The sequence below is a fragment of the Chryseobacterium sp. c4a genome, from assembly GCF_009900745.1.
Taxonomy (GTDB): domain Bacteria; phylum Bacteroidota; class Bacteroidia; order Flavobacteriales; family Weeksellaceae; genus Chryseobacterium.
This window is the reverse complement of sequence record NZ_WXVU01000016.1, coordinates 58,829-77,446: the sequence shown is the minus strand read 5'-3', so window position 1 is coordinate 77,446 and position 18,618 is coordinate 58,829. Positions and strand designations below refer to the sequence as shown.

Annotated in this window: 18 protein-coding genes and 1 riboswitch; of the genes, 16 read left to right on the top strand and 2 right to left on the bottom strand. The window is 36.8% G+C overall.

Going from position 1 to position 18,618, the window contains the following annotated elements:
• Positions 1-170 precede the first annotated feature (170 nt).
• The 7 genes from GTR01_RS18700 (at position 171) to GTR01_RS18670 (ending at position 8,281) form a co-directional block, all read left to right on the top strand.
• Positions 171-1,682 carry a succinate CoA transferase gene (locus GTR01_RS18700; protein WP_160139278.1) on the top strand — a complete coding sequence of 504 codons (1,512 nt, stop codon included), beginning with the start codon at positions 171-173 and terminating at the stop codon, positions 1,680-1,682.
• 216 nt (positions 1,683-1,898) lie between these two features.
• Positions 1,899-3,173 carry an acetyl-CoA hydrolase/transferase family protein gene (locus GTR01_RS18695; protein ID WP_160139277.1) on the top strand — a complete coding sequence of 425 codons (1,275 nt, stop codon included), beginning with the start codon at positions 1,899-1,901 and terminating at the stop codon, positions 3,171-3,173.
• A 138-nt stretch (positions 3,174-3,311) separates the two neighbouring features.
• Positions 3,312-4,103: a hypothetical protein gene (locus GTR01_RS18690; RefSeq protein ID WP_160139276.1), complete on the top strand. Its 792-nt coding sequence runs from the start codon at positions 3,312-3,314 to the stop codon at positions 4,101-4,103.
• Between the two features lie 238 nt (positions 4,104-4,341).
• Positions 4,342-5,472: a 4-hydroxyphenylpyruvate dioxygenase gene (hppD, locus tag GTR01_RS18685; protein ID WP_160139275.1), complete on the top strand. Its 1,131-nt coding sequence runs from the start codon at positions 4,342-4,344 to the stop codon at positions 5,470-5,472.
• A 74-nt stretch (positions 5,473-5,546) separates the two neighbouring features.
• Positions 5,547-6,008, top strand: a complete 462-nt coding sequence (locus GTR01_RS18680; RefSeq protein ID WP_160139274.1) for a hypothetical protein — start codon at positions 5,547-5,549, stop codon at positions 6,006-6,008.
• Between the two features lie 56 nt (positions 6,009-6,064).
• Positions 6,065-7,312 (top strand): fumarylacetoacetase, encoded by a 1,248-nt coding sequence (gene fahA, locus GTR01_RS18675; RefSeq protein ID WP_160139273.1) that lies wholly within the window; start codon positions 6,065-6,067, stop codon positions 7,310-7,312.
• A gap of 147 nt (positions 7,313-7,459) precedes the next feature.
• Positions 7,460-8,281: a flavin reductase family protein gene (locus GTR01_RS18670; RefSeq protein WP_160139272.1), complete on the top strand. Its 822-nt coding sequence runs from the start codon at positions 7,460-7,462 to the stop codon at positions 8,279-8,281.
• 105 nt (positions 8,282-8,386) lie between these two features.
• Here the strand turns inward: GTR01_RS18670 and GTR01_RS18665 are convergent, their stop codons facing one another.
• Both GTR01_RS18665 and GTR01_RS18660 read right to left on the bottom strand, forming a co-directional pair.
• Entirely contained in the window at positions 8,387-8,902 is a 516-nt protein-coding gene (locus GTR01_RS18665; protein WP_160139271.1) for a hypothetical protein, read from the bottom strand.
• Between the two features lie 93 nt (positions 8,903-8,995).
• On the bottom strand, positions 8,996-9,838 hold the full coding sequence (locus GTR01_RS18660; protein WP_160139270.1) for an alpha/beta hydrolase family protein: 843 nt from the start codon (positions 9,836-9,838) through the stop codon (positions 8,996-8,998).
• Between the two features lie 61 nt (positions 9,839-9,899).
• Between GTR01_RS18660 and GTR01_RS18655 the strand changes: the two genes are divergently transcribed.
• The 9 genes from GTR01_RS18655 to tenA all read left to right on the top strand — a co-directional run bounded on the left by GTR01_RS18655 (position 9,900) and on the right by tenA (position 18,512).
• Positions 9,900-11,153, top strand: a complete 1,254-nt coding sequence (locus GTR01_RS18655; protein ID WP_160139269.1) for a PKD domain-containing protein — start codon at positions 9,900-9,902, stop codon at positions 11,151-11,153.
• Positions 11,154-11,168: 15 nt separating this feature from the next.
• Positions 11,169-11,942 (top strand): HipA family kinase, encoded by a 774-nt coding sequence (locus tag GTR01_RS18650; protein WP_160139268.1) that lies wholly within the window; start codon positions 11,169-11,171, stop codon positions 11,940-11,942.
• Positions 11,929-12,312, top strand: a complete 384-nt coding sequence (locus GTR01_RS18645; RefSeq protein WP_160139267.1) for a DUF3037 domain-containing protein — start codon at positions 11,929-11,931, stop codon at positions 12,310-12,312. Before GTR01_RS18650 ends, GTR01_RS18645 begins: the two co-directional genes overlap by 14 nt.
• Positions 12,313-12,333: 21 nt before the next feature.
• Entirely contained in the window at positions 12,334-13,362 is a 1,029-nt protein-coding gene (locus GTR01_RS18640; protein WP_160139266.1) for an alpha/beta hydrolase, read from the top strand.
• Between the two features lie 197 nt (positions 13,363-13,559).
• A complete protein-coding gene (locus GTR01_RS18635; protein WP_185155149.1) occupies positions 13,560-15,401 on the top strand; it encodes a carbon starvation protein A in 1,842 nt (613 codons plus the stop codon).
• A 59-nt stretch (positions 15,402-15,460) separates the two neighbouring features.
• A riboswitch (TPP riboswitch) is annotated at positions 15,461-15,553 on the top strand.
• Positions 15,554-15,615: 62 nt separating this feature from the next.
• Positions 15,616-16,413: a hydroxyethylthiazole kinase gene (gene thiM, locus GTR01_RS18630; protein WP_185155148.1), complete on the top strand. Its 798-nt coding sequence runs from the start codon at positions 15,616-15,618 to the stop codon at positions 16,411-16,413.
• Positions 16,410-17,045 (top strand): thiamine phosphate synthase, encoded by a 636-nt coding sequence (thiE, locus tag GTR01_RS18625; RefSeq protein ID WP_160139265.1) that lies wholly within the window; start codon positions 16,410-16,412, stop codon positions 17,043-17,045. The genes thiM and thiE overlap by 4 nt, the downstream gene beginning before the upstream one ends.
• A complete protein-coding gene (thiD, locus tag GTR01_RS18620; RefSeq protein WP_160139264.1) occupies positions 17,042-17,875 on the top strand; it encodes a bifunctional hydroxymethylpyrimidine kinase/phosphomethylpyrimidine kinase in 834 nt (277 codons plus the stop codon). Before thiE ends, thiD begins: the two co-directional genes overlap by 4 nt.
• On the top strand, positions 17,862-18,512 hold the full coding sequence (gene tenA, locus GTR01_RS18615) for a thiaminase II (protein ID WP_160139263.1): 651 nt from the start codon (positions 17,862-17,864) through the stop codon (positions 18,510-18,512). The genes thiD and tenA overlap by 14 nt, the downstream gene beginning before the upstream one ends.
• Positions 18,513-18,618 lie beyond the last annotated feature (106 nt).

Genomic DNA, 18,618 nt, shown 5'->3' with positions numbered 1-18,618 from the left:
TTTCTTATCATTAAGAAAAACTATTACTGATTACATATAAAAGCTGCTTTAAATCCTTTATTTAAAGCAGCTTTTTTTGTAAATTTGTAAGGTATGGTTCACATATACGGCCATCATTATTTTTCATATCGCATCCTAAGTAATGGTGGTTTAATAAAAATCAATATTACATGTTAGAAAGAATCAGATTAGAAAGTCTACACGAAAAGGTAACTACAGCAGAAAATGCTGTAAAAATGATTAAAGACGGTATGACCATCGGGTCAAGCGGCTTTACAAAAGCAGGCGATAGCAAAGCTATTTTGCCGGCACTGGCTGAAAGAGGAAAAACAGAAGACCTTAAAGTCACTTTAATGACCGGAGCTTCATTAGGCCATGGTACCGACGGGAAACTGGCAGAAGCTAATGTCTTAAAAAAAAGAATGCCATTTCAGGTAGATCCTACGTTAAGAAACAAAATCAATAAAGGTGAAATTCTCTTCATCGATCAGCATTTAAGTGAAAGTGCCGAGCTTCTTCACACCAAAAATCTTCAGAGCATTGATGTAGCCATTATTGAAGCTGCTTATATCGAAAGAGACGGAAGTATTGTACCTACCACATCAGTAGGAAATTCCGTAACATTTGCTGCTTTAGCTAAAAAAGTAATCATTGAGATTAATACGGAAGTTCCTGAAGAAGTATACGGAATTCATGATATTTACCAGGCTGAAGATTATCCTTACAGAAATGTTATTCCCATCGTAGCTCCTTGGAATAAAATCGGAAGAAAAAGTATTCCTGTTGATCCCAATAAAATTGAAGCCATTGTTTTCACCAATCTTAAAGACAGCCCTGCTGATATTGCAGAACCGGATGAGAAAACAACAGCCATCGCAAAACACCTTCTTGGATTCTTTGAAAATGAAGTACAATTGGGAAGACTTACAGACCGCTTACTTCCACTTCAGGCAGGAATCGGAAAGGTAGCCAATGCCGTGCTTACAGGATTTAAGGACAGCAACTTTTATGATTTAACGATGTTCTCCGAAGTTCTTCAGGACAGCACCTTTGACCTGATAGATTCCGGTAAATTAAGTTTTGCCTCTGCCTCATCCATTACCGTTTCCAAAGAATGCTACGAGAGAGTTTTAGGGAATCTTTCAAAATATAAAGACAAATTTGTTCTAAGACCTCAAAATATCTCAAATACTCCCGGATTGATCAGAAGATTAGGAGTAATTGCCATCAATACAGCCATTGAATTTGACATCTATGGAAATGTGAACTCCACTCATATTGGCGGTACAAAAATCATGAACGGAATCGGAGGCTCCGGAGACTTTGCAAGAAACGCTTACCTAAGTATTTTTGTAACTCAGGCAGCTTCCAAAGGAAACAATATTTCCCACGTTCTTCCAATGGTTTCTCACACAGACCATACTGAACATGATGTAGATATTTTAGTTACTGATGTAGGTTTGGCTGATTTAAGAGGGCTTGCACCTAGAGAAAGAGCTCAAAAAATCATTGATAACTGCGTTCATCCAGACTACAGAGAAGAATTACAGTCTTACTTTGACAGAGCCTGTGAGAGAGGTGGACATACTCCTCATCTTCTCGAAGAAGCTTTTAGTTGGCATTTAAGATTTTCTGAAACAGGAAGTATGAAGCAGACAATAGCTGCTGAGATTTCAAATTAAAAATCACAATCCAATTACACCCTATAAAAGGATCAGATGTTATGCATCTGATCCTTTATTTTTTTACTAAATTTATGTGATTCGAATATGATAAAAGTCTTTCAACAACCTTTAAAATATTTGAAATAAATAGAGATATAAAGATTATCTTTGAGAGAGGTTAGGCATTTTATGAAATAAAAATTAGTCAGGAATTTTATAATAAAAAGATAAAATATGAATAATTACATCAGCGCAGAAGAAGCGATATATACAATAAAAAGTGGTAACCGTGTATTTTTTCACGGCAGTGCATGTACTCCCAATTACCTGATTGATGAACTGGCAAGGCAGGCTCATCGATTAGACCATGTAGAAATGGTTTCTATTACCCAACAAGGAAATATAGAAATTGCAAAACCGGAGTATAAAGACAAATTCTTTGTCAATTCCTTATTCGTATCTACGCCGGTTCGTGAAGCTGTAAACTCAGACAGAGGTGACTTTGTTCCCGTATTTCTAAGTGAAATTCCTATTTTATTCAGAAAAAATATCCTGCCGTTGGATGTTGCCTTGGTAACTGTTTCTCCACCCGACAAACATGGTTTCTGTACATTAGGTACTTCGGTAGACATTGCAAGAGCAGCCGTAGATACTGCGAAAACCATTGTTGCTATGGTAAATCCGAGGATGCCGAGAACCCATGGGGACGGAATGATCCACATCAGCAGGATTCATAAACTTGTATGGCATGAAGAAGAGCTTCATACCGTAGATTATAGTTCCAAAGTTGGCCCTGAAGAAATGCTTGTAGGGAAAAATGTTGCTGAACTTATCGAAGATCGTTCTACCCTTCAAATGGGAATCGGAACTATTCCCGATGCAGTTTTACAATGTTTGCATAATCATAAAGATCTTGGTATTCATACTGAAATGCTGAGTGACGGAGTCATCGACCTTATTCAGAACGATGTAATCAATAACAAATACAAAGGCTACAACGACAATAAAACCATTACCAGCTTTTGCTTCGGAACCAGAAAGCTCTATGATTACGTAGATGACAACACCGTCTTTGCTTTCAGAGATGTAAGTGAGGTGAACTTCCCTATCAATATCATGAAGAACAAAAAATTGGTCGCCATCAATTCTGCTATTGAAATTGATCTTACGGGACAAGTTTGTGCCGATTCTATCGGAACCCTGCAATACAGTGGTATAGGCGGTCAAATGGACTTTATGCGCGGCGCTGCTTTAAGTGAAGATGGGAAACCTATTATTGCGATCACTGCAAGGACAAAAAAAGGGATTTCAAGGATTGTTCCTTTCCTGAAACAAGGTGCAGGAGTAGTAACCACCAGAGGTCACATTCACTATGTAGTTACAGAATACGGAACAGCTTACCTGTATGGAAAAAACCTTCGTCAGAGAGCACAGGAGCTCATTAGCATTGCTCATCCTGATGATAGAGAAATGCTTGAAAGAGCAGCTTTTGAAAGGTTTAAACACTGATAATCAAACAGTAATAGATTTTAACGTTATTTTTTATTTAGAATTTAAAAATATATCTTTAACTTATACCAGTAAATCATAAAAAAGCCTTAACATTTTGGCAGTATTTTTGATAAAAATCTTTTTAAAACAAGGAAATTGAAGACTATATATAATTCAATACGAGAAGAAGTTGTAAAGCATTCGAAGGTAAGGAATTCTGTTTTGGGGAATGTGAATGAATGGAAGAGAAGCCATTATATTATTCTTTCCGAAATTATTAAAGAAGAACTATCTGATGCAGAAGAACTTAAAGGAGGTAAAAAATTTGAAATTGGGAACACGATTTCCCATGTTACTCTACAACGTTTTTTTGAAAATGATTACCAGGACAAAACTCACAGTGATCTGAGATTTTTAAAAACCCTAGATAAAATATGCATTTTTCTGGGCTATAAAGACCTTAATGACTACATCCTTTCCATAAGATACAAAAGGAAAGATCAAAACGAAGCTGAAGATCCGTCCTTTATGACCAGGTTGGTATATGATTATTGTGCACAAGCTTTTGAGTTTTGTAAACAATTTCCTGATCATAATACAGAGCTTTTCAAAGATTTTGTATTTGATGATTCTCCGTTTTTAGAAAGGATTTCGCAGTTCAGTAAAGAGCTCTGTGATAAGGAATTTCAATTGGTCACTAAAAACAACCGATCCAATTACGAGGTATTTGATATCCATATCGTTACTGATGATCCCGAAAAGAAAATACTGGAAACTCAGGAATTCTGGAATTTATTGTTCAAAGTAGGTGAAACAGGAGAAGAACACTTTGTGAACCAACTCAGTACACAGATTTATTTCTTTAAAAAAATAGATAATACCTGGAAGATCTGGGACAATTATAATCCGGATGCAGGAATGCTCAACAAAAAAATAGAAACCCTATAAAATAAGAAAGCCGCAGATGATCTCTGCGGCTTTCATGTTCGAAATATTTTTTTCTCACTTGTTTTTTGTATTACAAATGTAGTCACCTTATTTCAAACTTAAGAAACTTAAATATACTTAAGTGAACACTTCTTAGGCTTTATGTTAAATATATTCAATGAATCGGCCTTAATATTTTCGCTATGTCCAAGAATTTTGTAATTTGCATACCAATAAAATAAAAGTAAAAAGAGAAAATATGTCAACACTTACATTTGCCGAGAAGATTGCTCAAGCAGAGAATTTCTTACCGATCAACGGTACAGATTATATTGAGTTTTATGTAGGAAATGCAAAACAGGCTGCTCATTATTACAAAACCGCTTTCGGTTTTCAGTCTGTAGCATATGCTGGTCCTGAAACAGGAGTGAGAGACCGTGCATCTTATGTACTTCAGCAAGGAAAAATCAGATTGGTACTTACTACAGGTCTTAAATCAGACTCTTCTATCAACGAACACGTAAAAAAACATGGTGACGGAGTAAAAATTTTAGCACTTTGGGTAGATGATGCTTATGCGGCTTTCGAAGAAACAACTAAAAGAGGTGGAAAACCTTATTTAGAGCCTGTAACTTTAACTGATGAGCACGGTGAAGTAAGAATGTCCGGAATCTATACATACGGAGAAACGGTTCACATGTTTGTGGAAAGAAAAAATTACAACGGAGCTTTCATGCCTGGCTACGAAAAATGGGAAAGTGACTACAAGCCTGAAGAAGCAGGTTTATTGTATGTAGACCATTGTGTAGGAAACGTAGACTGGAACAGAATGATCCCTACTGTTGAATGGTACGAAAAAGTAATGGGATTTGTAAACATCCTTTCTTTTGATGACAAGCAAATCAACACAGAATATTCTGCATTGATGTCTAAAGTAATGTCAAACGGAAACGGATATGCAAAATTCCCTATCAACGAACCTGCAGAAGGTAAAAAGAAATCTCAGGTAGAAGAATATCTTGATTTCTATGAAGGTGAAGGTGTACAGCACATTGCTGTAGCTACAAAAGACATTATCCATACGGTAACTGAGCTTAAAAAACGCGGTGTAGAGTTCCTTTCTGCTCCACCAGAAGCTTACTATGACATGGTTCCTGAAAGAGTAGGCCATATTGATGAAGATCTTAAAAAACTTCAGCAGTTAGGTATACTTATTGATCATGATGAAGAAGGATATCTATTACAGATCTTTACTAAACCTGTAGAAGACCGTCCTACTCTATTCTTCGAAATCATTGAAAGACATGGTGCACAAAGTTTTGGTGCCGGAAATTTCAAAGCATTATTTGAAGCATTAGAAAGAGAACAAGAAAGAAGAGGTAATCTTTAATTTTACATTTTAAAAATATTAAGTTTTGTCAGGATACCGAATTCTGGCAAAACTTTTTTATAAAACACAGCATAATGAGAAAACTTTTAATTGGAATTTTATTCTTTGGAACCTTAGGTGTAAAAGCACAATACGGATCACTGAACGCAATTCTGGACAGACTTGAAGCAAGAAGAGGCATTAATCAGAATCTTGAAAAGGTAGATATCGATAACAAGAAGTTTGTTTTCATTAAAGATGAAGCAGACCACACGGAAAGAGATTTTATTGTTATCAAAGGGAATAATGCAACTTATGTAGAGGTTTTTGACGATAAAGCAACTGGTGAAAGCAGTTCCAACGTCTTTACCGGCGATATTGTCAGAAAAAAGAACATCGTTTCCTTACGGGCAGATGTACTTGAGGGTAAAAAAATCCCGATGCCTGTTACAAAAACACTTTTGCTTACCCAACAGGACAATATTCTCTATCTTATTGATGTCAATACCAGAGATCGATGGATTGATGAAGCTTCCTACTCAAAAAAGGCAAAATAAATATCCTGGGGAAAGTTTCTCAGGATGATATTTGAATCTAACTAAAATCTAAACTTATGAAATCATTTGTAGACTATTCCTCAAATTCGGATTTTTCTATACACAATATTCCTTTCGGAGTGGCAGTATTCAACAAAGAATATATCGGATGCTGCACAAGAATCGGAGATCAGGTTATTGATCTTGCAACCCTTTACGACCTTGGCTATTTTGAAGACATTGAAGGTCTGGATGACAATGTTTTTGAAGCTTATACCATCAACGAATTTATCGAACTAGGTAAACCTGTTACCAATGCCGTTCGTACAAAAATCCAAACATTACTACAGGAAGGTTCTGCATTATCAAAAGACCAAAAAACAATTGAAGAAGCATTCTACGACCTTGATAAAGTAAAAATGATGATGCCGGTTCACATTCCGAATTATACAGATTTCTACAGCAGTATTGAACATGCTACCAATGTAGGAAAAATGTTCCGTGATCCTGCCAATGCTTTATTACCAAACTGGAAACACTTACCGGTAGGGTATCATGGAAGAGCTTCCTCTATCGTTGTTTCAGGAACGGAAATCAACCGTCCAAAAGGTCAGACGAAACCTGCTGATGCAGATAAGCCTGTTTTTGGGCCTTGTAAACAATTGGATTTTGAATTGGAAATGGCTTTTATCGTCAACAAAAACACGGAGATGGGAGAAAGTATTTCTACTAAAGATGCTGAAGATGCTATCTTCGGAATGGTTGTATTCAATGACTGGTCTGCAAGAGATATTCAGGCATGGGAATATGTTCCACTAGGGCCATTCCTTGCGAAGAACTTTGGCTCTTCAATTTCGCCATGGGTAGTTACCCTTGAAGCTTTAGAACCATTCAGAACAGCTTCTCCTACACAGGATCCTGAAGTTTTAGATTACTTAAAATTTGAAGGTGACAAAAACTACGATATCAATCTTGAAGTGTATATTCAACCTGAAAATGGGGAACACAATCTGATCTGCGAAAGCAACTACAAGTACATGTACTGGAATATGCTTCAGCAGCTTGCTCATCACACCATAAACGGTTGTAACGTAGAAGTGGGTGATATGTATGCAAGTGGAACCATCTCAGGAAGTGATCCAAAATCTTTCGGCTCTATGATGGAATTAACATGGAGAGGCCAGAATCCTTTATCATTAAGCAATGGTGAAGAAAGAAAATTCATTGAAGACAATGATACCGTTACCATGAAGGCCTGGGCTGAAAAGGATGGTGTAAGAGTAGGTTTCGGTGAAGTTTCTGGTAAAATTATCCCAACACTTTAAGATCAAAATTTAACCATTAGATGCTTCGACTTCGTTCAGCATGACATCGCTAGAAATACGCTGTAAAATAGCAGTTAGTATCAGATTTGTCATGTTAAGTGTAGTCGAAGCATCTTTTTTAACAACATTGAATACTTAAGTTTAAATATGAAAACAGTAATCCCCTCTGAAATAACCTCTGTACAGCTTCAGACCATTATGCAGACCGCCGTTTCACCACGTCCTATTGCTTTAGCTTCTACGGTGGATAAAGATGGTAACAGCAATTTATCTCCATTCAGTTTTTTCAATATGTTCAGTACAGTTCCTCCGATTCTGATCTTTTCACCATCGAGGAGAGTGCGTGACAATACCACGAAACATACACTTGAAAATGTACTGGAAGTTCCGGAAGTTGTCATCGGAACAGTAAACTTCCCTATTGTACAGCAGATTTCTTTGGCTTCTACAGAATATGAAACCGGAGTAAACGAATTTGTGAAATCTGGTCTTACGATGAAAGATGCAGATCTTGTAAAACCTAAACTCATTGAAGAATGCCCTGTGAACTTTGAATGTAAAGTTTTAGAAGTAAAATCATTGGGAGATCAGGGCGGAGCAGGAAATTTGGTAATCTGCGAAGTTCAGAAGATTCATATCAGAGAAGAATACCTGAATGAAGCCGGAAATTTAGATCAGCAAAAACTGGATATGGTAGCACGTTTAGGCAGCAACTGGTATTCCAGAAGTAATGAAAACAGTCTTTTTGAAGTTCCAAAACCTTTGGTAACCAAAGGAATCGGGTTTGATCTTTTACCTGAAGCTATTAAATATAGTAAAGTATTTACCGGCAATGATCTGGGAATGCTGGCTAATGTTGAAGTACTGCCTTTGGGAGAGTACCATTCCGATGAAAATACTCATCAGGATGCACAAAAACTATTACTTGAAAGTAAAATTGAAGAAGCCTGGAAGATTTTGGTTAAGTAAGTAAATGCTATAAAAATCTATATATACTATAACAGAAAGGAGTGAAAAATTCACTCCTCTTTTGTTATCATTAAAGCTGCTAATTACTCGACATAATTTAAATATCTATTTAGCATCTAATGTTTTCGAAACAGTAATTTTTCCTTTTTCTGCAAACTCAGTTACTTTACCGTTTTTATCGATGGAAACATTTAGGTTATCATTTTTGGAATCATAGTAAACGGAAGTAGCATAGCCAGGGCAATCATGCTGTTTACATCCATGAAGTTTATAGATTCCGCCTTCAGATACAATAGGACTTTCTACATTGAAGTTTTTTATCATTTCATCATAATCTTTTCCTACCACTTTTTTCAATCTTTCAGCTAGGCTCTTGTCTTCAAATAATTTGACATCATGAGGATACTTTCCATCATTTTTGGTAATAATTTCAACCGCAGCAGTCTTTGAAGGAGCTGCAACCGATGCTGAATCTGTCTTTGGTGCCACAGTTGAATCTTTTGGTTGTACCGTAGCTAGAGAGTCTTTGCTTACAGAAGATTCTGTTTTGGCTTCTTTTTTACAAGAAACAACAGTTCCTGCTAATGCTAGCGCTAATGCGCCCATAATAACTTTTTTCATAATGATATTTAGTATGTGATTAATGTAGTATAACGTAATTCCAAAGGATTTTATTTTAAATTCTCTATTCTGGAATATTATCATAACAGTTTCCTATTTTATATTTTGGATCAAAAAATCAATGCATTTTTCTGTTACAATATTAAGATCCTTGGGTAAATCAGAGTCTGTCCACGGCTCTTTTGCTCCAAAAGTATGATTCCCATTTTCAACAAGAAACAGTTCCGAATTAGGATTTAGGATATGAAGATGCTCTGCGTTCTTTACTTCTACAGCTTCATCATCTGTTCCATGGATAATCAGCATGTAGGCTTTAGCCATTTCGGTCGCTCTTTCTACATCAAACCGATGGATATCTTTTTCATAGTCCTCATAGAACTGATAATAATGAGGCATCTCTTGTTTGGTACGTCCATTTAAAGCATAATATACTCCTTCCTTTTTCCAGTTTTCAAGAAAATCACCTTTTGGAAAACGATCTAAAGTATCTACACTTGCCAATGTAATCAACCCGTTAATTCTTTCGTCCTCAAAAGTTTTAATAATGGAAATCCCTCCTCCTCTGCTATGTCCTATCAAAGTAACCTTTTCCCCATCTACATGCGGATCCTGAATAAAATGATCAATAACAACTCCAAGATCAGATAATTCTTTAGAATAATTATTATTCCCAAAAGCCTCCAAATCAGCAAAATTCTCAGGATCATCTACCGTGGTTCCATTATGGGAAAAATTAAACTTTACGAAGAAAAAGCCTGCTTGAACAAACTTTTCAGCCATTAAATCCCATGCACCCCAATCTTTATAGCCTTTATACCCATGAACAAAAATGACCAAGGGCAGTTTTTCCTGAGTGTCTTTGTAAAAAACATCAGCAAGAAAACCTTTTTTCTCTTTATTTTCTAAATAAATATTCTTTTCACTAGTCAAATTCATAAAATAAGTGGCTTTTATTTATTATTCTCTATATTTAGAATCTTAATTTAATTAGAAATTTATGAAAAAAACTTTACTTTTTTTATTTTTAATTGCCTTTTCTGCAGTCTTTGGACAGCTCAGCAAGAAAGTATTTTTTATTGGAAACAGTTATACTTATTATAACGACTTACCTATTTTGATTCAGAATATGGCTCAGTCTACAGGAGATACCTTGGATCATAATAGCCAAACCCCCGGCGGTTCTACTTTTCAACAGCATGTAAACAGTACTACAATAGCTACGCTTATGCAAGGAAATTGGGACTATGTAGTATTACAGGAACAAAGCCAGTTGCCTTCTTTTACTGATCAACAGGTTCAAACTATGGTATATCCTTATGCTACCCAACTTTCAGACTATATAAAAAATATGAACGGATGTGCTAATGTAATTTTTTATATGACCTGGGGACGAAAAAACGGAGATGATTCACGTTGTGCTGTACAACCTGGGGTTTGCACCTATGAAGGAATGGATGATCTTATTTCTCGTCACTATACAGAAATGGCAAAAGATAATGAAGGAATACTTTCTCCGGTAGGAAAAGTTTGGCGCATGATCAGACAACAAGATCCGACTATGGAACTTTATGATCACGACAAATCACATCCAAGCTATATAGGTTCTATGGTAGCAGCATATACATTCTATACTGTTATATTTAAGAAAGACCCTACGCTTATTCCTTACAATGGAACACTTACTTCAGAGCAGGCACAGTTTATAAAAAATACAGTAAAAACCGTTGTTTATAATTCAATGGACACCTGGAATATTCCTTCCAATGATGTACACAGCAGATTCATCTATCAAATAACCGGAACCTCTACTGTTAAGTTTACTAATAAAACAAAAAATGCTACCACTTATTTATGGGATTTCGGGGATGGTACAACCTCCACTCAGGAAAATCCTGAACACATCTACACTACTACAGGAAACTATCAGGTAAAACTAACCAGTAACTCATGTAACACTAATACTACTAAAACAAAACTGATAACTCTAAACAATCTGAGCACAAAGGAAACCAATATTGAAGATGCTGTTCAGATTTATCCTAATCCTACTCAGAACTTTATTACCATTGTTACCAAAAAGAAAACAGAAATTCTATCCCTTACTGATGCCAGCGGAAGAACAGTACCTTATCAGATGAACACAACTGATGCAGGATATACCGTCCAGCTTCATCATTTATTTACCGGAATTTATTTTTTAAAGTATAAAGTGGGAGAAAAGGAATTCACTAAAAAAATTATAAAAAAATAACCTTATTTTTGCTTCATGCAGAATTTAAGAACAGTAACGGTAATGCGTTATATTCTGCCATTGAGAGAGGGAGGTTCTCTTCCCGCTCTGGCAGAAGCTGATGATGATTTTAAATATGTCTTAAAATTCCGTGGCGCAGGTCATGGAGTTAAGATGTTGATCTCTGAATTTATAGGCGGAAAGATTACGGAAGCTCTGGGATTAAAAATTCCTGAACTTGTATTGATTAATCTTGACGCGGATTTTGGCAGAACAGAAGCTGATGAAGAAATACAGGATCTGCTAAAATCTTCTGAAGGTTTAAATCTTGGATTACATTATTTATCAGGTTCTATCACTTATGATCCAAGTGTGAAAGTTGATCCTCTACTGGCTTCAAAAGTAGTATGGCTGGATACCTTCATTACGAATATTGACCGAACATTCAAAAATACCAATATGCTGATGTGGCATAAGGAACTTTGGATTATAGACAATGGAGCTTCTTTCTACTTTCACCACTCATGGCAAAATTTTGATGCTGCGGCAAAAACACCATTCAAGTATGTGAAAGACCATGTTCTGCTTCCTAAAGCCAATAAGTTGGACGAAGCAGATAAGTTTGCTCATGAGGTACTGAATGAAAACCTTTTCAGAGAAATTGTGAATGCTATTCCTGAAGATTGGTTACACTGGAATGATGCGGATGAAACTCCTGACGAGATCCGTGAAATTTATTTCCAGTTCCTGAAGACCCGATTCGAAAATTCTCAAATCTTTTTAAACGAAGCTAAAAATGCAAGAGGATAAAATATACGAATACGCGGTAATACGCTTGGTACCAAAAGTTGAGAGAGAAGAATTTTTCAATATCGGACTGGTCATGTTTTCCAAAAAGGAAAAATTTATCAAAATAGAATTTTATTTATGTCCTGATAAATTCAAACTTATGCACAGTAAACTGGATTATGATGACATCATTCAAAATCTGGAAAGCTTCCAAAAAATAGCAAATGGCGAAAAAGATGGCGGCCCTATTGCCCTGCTCGATATTCCGGAGCGTTTCCGTTGGCTTACTGCTGTGAGAAGTGCTGTTGTACAAACTTCCAGACCTCATCCGGGAAAATCTAAAGACTTAAATATTACTTTTGGTAAACTTTTTGAGGAGTTAGTAAAATAAAATTCCCTCAAAAAAAATAGTATGAAATTATTTAACTCCATATCAACGAACAGGTTTTTTATAAGCCTGTTTTTTATTGTCTTTTTAAGTTCTTCTCCAATTGTATTTTCCCAATCATTTTCTCAATCTCCTGAAAAAGTTAAGCGGGTAAAAAGTACACTTCTACCGGAAATAGCAACCGTAGCTGAGAATATCGTCTATAAAAGAGGTAAAAAAGGAGATTCTCTTGCTCTGGATTTGTATACACCCAAGAATTTTTCCGGTAAGCTTCCTGTATTAATTTATGTTCACGGAGGCGGATGGATAGAAGGCAGTAAAGCCGTTTACGCTGACAATTATCTTGAAACAACGATCGCCAAACTGATGGAAAAGCAATATGCAGTGATCAGTATCAATTATACCCTCCTGAATGACAACACTCACTTTCCTCTTCCATTGGAAGATACCAAAGATGCCGTACGATGGGTAAGAAAAAATGCTGAAAAATACAACTTTGACACTAGCAATATTGGTCTCTTCGGAGCATCAGCCGGAGCACACTTGTCTCTCGTAGCTGCCTATACGCCAGATGACACATTCAAAGGAAGTGCTGATCTTTCATCCTATTCAGCAAAAGTAAATTATGTAGTGGATCATTATGGGCCTGTTGATCTGAACAAACTTTTCCATACCAGACTGGGAACAATTCCGGTGGCTCTGGTAGGAATGGTTTCAAAAAAGATTGTAAACCTACAACAAGGACTGGTAAAAGGTATCTCAGGATATGATTTGAAAAAAGATCAGGATAGAGCTATCGATTATCTAAAAACCATCTCTCCTTCAACGTATACCGAAACAGGTGTTCCTACCTTAATTGTTCAAGGGAATAATGATAAAATCGTTCCGCTAAGCCAATCTAAAAAATTATACAGAAGACTTAAAAGAGCCAAAGTAGAAACCTCATTAATTATCATTGATAATGGAGTGCACAGTTTTTCCACAACAGATAAAGCTGCTCTTGATAAAATGGTAGATCAAACAGTAGATTTTATTGTTTCTCAAAAAAAATAAAACTATACATAGGATCTCCTGAAATAACCTCAATGCCCATCATCAGAAATACCATCAAAAATAAAGTGACAAATCTGCTAGATTGATATACATATCATCCGTTTTTATTTTAAAAATAATTACCTTGGCTTATATTTAATTTATTTTCAATAAAAAAGCCAATGTTTTGAATTATTAATTAAAAAAAACTAAAGGATATGGATTTCTTGAACAATATCAATGCGCTTACTCTTATATTTGCATCTGTACTTATTTTTGCCATAGCATATCGATTTTATGGTATTTTCATCGCCAACAAAGTACTTAAACTTAATGATCATCATACCACGCCTGCTGTAGAATTCGCAGATGGCAAAGATTATGTTGCTACCAATAAAAATGTACTTTTTGGGCATCATTTTGCTGCTATCGCTGCTGCGGGGCCTCTTGTAGGGCCTGTTTTAGCTGCTCAATTCGGATATTTGCCCGGTGCTCTTTGGATTTTAATTGGGTGTGTATTAGGTGGCGGAGTGCATGATATGGTTGTTTTGTTTGCTTCTGTTCGGCATAAAGGGCAAAGCCTTGCCACTATTGCTTCCAAAGAAATTGGGAAAACAACTGGCACTGTAGCCGGTTTTGCCATCTTATTTATCTTAATTCTTACATTGGCGGGGTTATCACTTGCTTGTATTAATGCAATGCACGAAGCCTCCTGGTCGCTATTTACAGTAATCATTACAATGCCTATTGCGATCATCATGGGATTGATTATGCGTTATAGACAAAACAGTGTTCTTTTTGCCAGTATCCTCGGAGGGATTCTATTAATTGCCGGAATTATCGGCGGCCATAGTTTGATGCAGAATCCTACAATGAATAATCTATTTTCATGGGATATTAAAACCATTTCCATTGCTATTCCTCTTTATGGTTTTCTGGCTTCTGTATTACCAGTCTGGCTTCTTTTAGTTCCGAGAGATTATCTTTCTACTTACCTTAAAATCGGGACGATTATTATGCTTGCTATTGGTGTCATTGTCATCCATCCTACGGTACAGATGCCTGCCATAACAGCATTTGTAAATGGTGGTGGCCCTGTCATTGGTGGCCCTGTACTTCCTTTTATTTTTATTGTGATTGCCTGTGGAGCTATTTCTGGGTTTCATGCTGTAATTGCTACGGGAACTACTCCGAAAATGCTCAATAAAGAAAGAGAAATTCTTTTTGTAGGCTATGGTGCTATGCTGGTAGAAGGTTTTGTTGCCCTTATGGCCTTGATTGCTGCCTGCACTTTAATGCCTGGTGATTACTTTGCCATCAACACTCCGAAAGAGGCTTATGATTCATTCCTTGCCACACACCCTTCATTACATGGAGTAGACATTGATTACTATTCTCAAAAAATAGGTATTGATCTTTATGGAAGAACAGGCGGTGCTGTTTCTCTGGCTGTGGGAATGGCTCATATTTTCAACAAAATCCCTTATATGGATCAACTGACTGCCTACTGGTATAATTTTGCGATTATGTTTGAAGCGGTATTCATTCTTACGGCGATTGATGCCGGAACCAGAGTGGGTCGTTTTTTCCTACAAGAGATGTTAGGATCTGTTGTACCTAAATTTAATGATAAAAACTGGGTTCCCGGAATTATCATCAGCAGCTTATTATTTACTTTTGCCTGGGGCTATCTGGTGTATACCGGAAATGTGAGCAGCATCTGGCCATTATTTGGGATCAGTAACCAGTTATTGGCAGCTTGTGGACTGATTGTATGCACTACCATGCTCATTAGAATGAACAGAGGGAAATATGCACTTTGTTCAGCAATTCCAGGTGTTTTTATGGCAATCATCACGTTTTGGGCGGGATATATTCAGGTCACTAGCATTTATATTCCAAAAGAACAATATTTACTGGCTGCTCTTGCCGTAACGGCAATGGTATTGATGTTGATTGTTTTCATAGGAGCTTTCAGAAAATGGTATCAGCTTCTTCAGATCAATACCACAAAAATTGACTATTACGGAGAACCTGTAAAAGAATTGGTAGAGCGGTAATATGCTTTCAGCAAAATCTGTTAAAGGTTTTTGCTTCCTCTGATAATTTTTATACATTTGTTTTGCTTTAGGGGTATTCTGAAAAGAATTGAGAGAGTCCCTTTGAACCTGATACGGCTTACACCGACGTAGGGAAAAGCAAAATGACATGATTTCCTTATGTCTTTTGTCTCGGATTTTTTCCTAAAGCTATTTTTTATCTTTAATCATAACAATGGAAAAAAATCTTTGGGAACAAGTTCAACTTGTACGACAAAAGTCTCCTCTTGTTCATAATATCACCAACTATGTAGTGATGAACAATACTGCTAATGCTCTTTTGGCTGCAGGAGCGTCTCCGATTATGGCCCATGCCCGCTCTGAAATCAAAGAAATAATCAATATTGCCCATTCATTGGTGATTAATATTGGTACCCTTGATGAATCCCGGGCTGAATCTATGATGATGGCCGCTGAAACGGCAGATGCCATCCATAAACCATGGGTTTTGGATCCGGTAGGTGCAGGAGCTACCTCTTTTCGTGATCAGACGTTACACCAACTTTTACAATTTCATCCTACTGTAATCAGAGGTAATGCCTCTGAGATTATTGCGTTGGCTAAAACCAATACAACAGTAACCAAAGGCGTAGACAGCACCGCAGACAGTAGTGATGCTGTTGAAGCCGCACAAACCCTGGTTGATCAATACAACACGATTGTATGCATTTCGGGTGCAACAGATATTATCCTAAGCAAAAATCAGTCTATACAAATCAAAAACGGACATCCTCTCATGACCAAAGTAACAGGTCTGGGATGTTCTGCTACTGCACTAATTGGTGCATTCATCGGAGTTACGGAAGACAAAGTAGCCGGAACTGCTGCTGCTATGGCATTATTGGGGATTGCAGGTGAACTGGCTATTCTTGAAAGTAAAGGCCCAGGCAGTCTTCAGGTCAACTTGATTGATAAGCTGTACAATATTACCGAAGAAGAATTTACAGGTCATTTGAAAATAGAAAAATCATGAATGCAGCTACTTTCCCCTACTCATTATATCTAGTAATTTCTGAAGCCGACTGTAAGGGAAAAAACTTTCTGGAAGTTGCAGAACAGGCCATATTAGGAGGGGTGGATATAATACAGCTTCGTGAAAAAAATGACAGTACTGAAGCATTTCTTCAAAAAGCCTTGCGACTTATTGAAATTACAGATAAATATGGTATTCCTCTTATCATCAATGATAATGTCATCGTTGCCGAAAAAGTAAACTCAGCAGGAATACACGTGGGCAACAGCGATGCAACTCCTCAGGATCTGAGACAACGACCATTGATTGGCAGTAAAATAATCGGTTACTCTATAGAATATCTCGCTCAGCTCAATAACGAGCAAACTGCAGTTTCCGACTACCTGGGAATAAGCCCTGTTTTTAAAACCAATACTAAAACGGATACTATTGTAGAATGGGGCTTGGAAGGAATTTCCCAAATCAGACAACTTACAGATAAACCTTTAGTAGCCATAGGCAATATTCATCTAGGCAATGCAAGAGCAGTTATCAATGCAGGAGCAAATTGTCTTGCAGTAGTTTCCGCTATATGCAGTGCTGCTGATTCTCAGAAAGCTGCTTATGAATTAAAAAATGAAATTGTAAAATGAAAAAATACAAATACCCTTCAGTCTTAACTATTGCCGGCTTTGATGGAAGCGGCGGTGCCGGGATTCAGGCTGATATTAAAACGGCTTCTGCTTTAGGTTGTTTTTCAACATCAGTATTAACGGCTTTACCTGTACAAAATACTCAGGGAGTACGAAAGATATATCCTATTCCTGTAGAAGCAGTTGCTGATCAAATAAAAGCGATTCTGGACGATATTGTTCCAGATGCTATAAAAATTGGTATGGTTCATACCCCGCAGCTGGTAGAAACCATTGTTTCCACATTGGCGGAGTACCCCAAAATTCCTGTTGTCTTTGATCCTGTAATGGTTGCCACCAGCGGCCATCGTTTGATTGAAGAAGAAACCATTACCGCACTCACTGAAATGCTTTTTCCTATTGCTGATGTCATCACTCCCAATATGGATGAAGCAGCAATTTTAGCAGATATAAAAGTTGAAACACTGGAAGATCTATATACCGCCGGAATCAAAATCAAAAAATTAGGATGTAAAACGATTCTTCTTAAAGGCGGACATCAGGAAACCTCAACTATTACCTCCCTATTCTATGATGAACAGGAGAATTTTCATTCTTTCGAAACATTGAAATTTAATACTAATAATACGCATGGTTCAGGCTGTACGCTTTCGTCTGCCATTGCAGCCTATATTGCTCAGGGAAAAACCTTATATGAAGCTGTTGCTCTTGGGCAGCAATATATCTATCAGGCTATAGAAAACGGAATAGATGTACAAACAGGACATGGAAACGGGCCGCTGAATCATTTTTTTAACCCTCAAAAACTTATCAAAAATGAAATGGTCTGAATCAACCTGGAACGATATACAAGAATGCTATCAATCTATTTTGGATATGCCTTTTATCAAAGAATTATCAGAAGGGAGTCTGCCACAGGAAAAATTCCGTTTTTATATGGCTCAGGATTCTTTATATCTGGAGCACTTTGGAAGAACGCTTTCCCTTATAGCAGCCAAAATTACTGAGCTTCAGGATGTCCTTACTTTTATGCGTTTTGCTGAAAATACCATCGTTGTTGAAAATGCTCTTCACGAATCTTATTTCAAAGACTTTGGGCTCACTGATAAAGGTATTTTACAGCCAGCGTGTCATCATTATATTCACTTCTTAAGAAGTACCGCAGCACTGGAATCTGTAGAAATTGCGGTTGCAGCAGTTCTCCCTTGTTTCTGGATTTATCGTGAAGTTGGAAATTACATTTATGAGATCCAAAATACAGTTGATAACCCTTATGAAAAGTGGATTGCAACGTATGCTGGAGAAGAGTTTTCAGCAGCAGTGGATCAGGCAATTGCTATCTGTGATAAAATAGCTGAAAACAGTACCGAAGAAACCAGAAGAAGGATGACAGAAGCCTTTATTACTGCATCCAGAATGGAATATCACTTCTGGGAAGCGGCTTATGATTTGAAAGTCTGGAAGTAAGGAAGCTATTGAAATCCTACCGGTGTTTTGGTATTATTTTATAAATAATTCAGAAGTTAATATTTACCATAATAAAAAACGGAACCTGAAATTTGGTTCCGTTTTT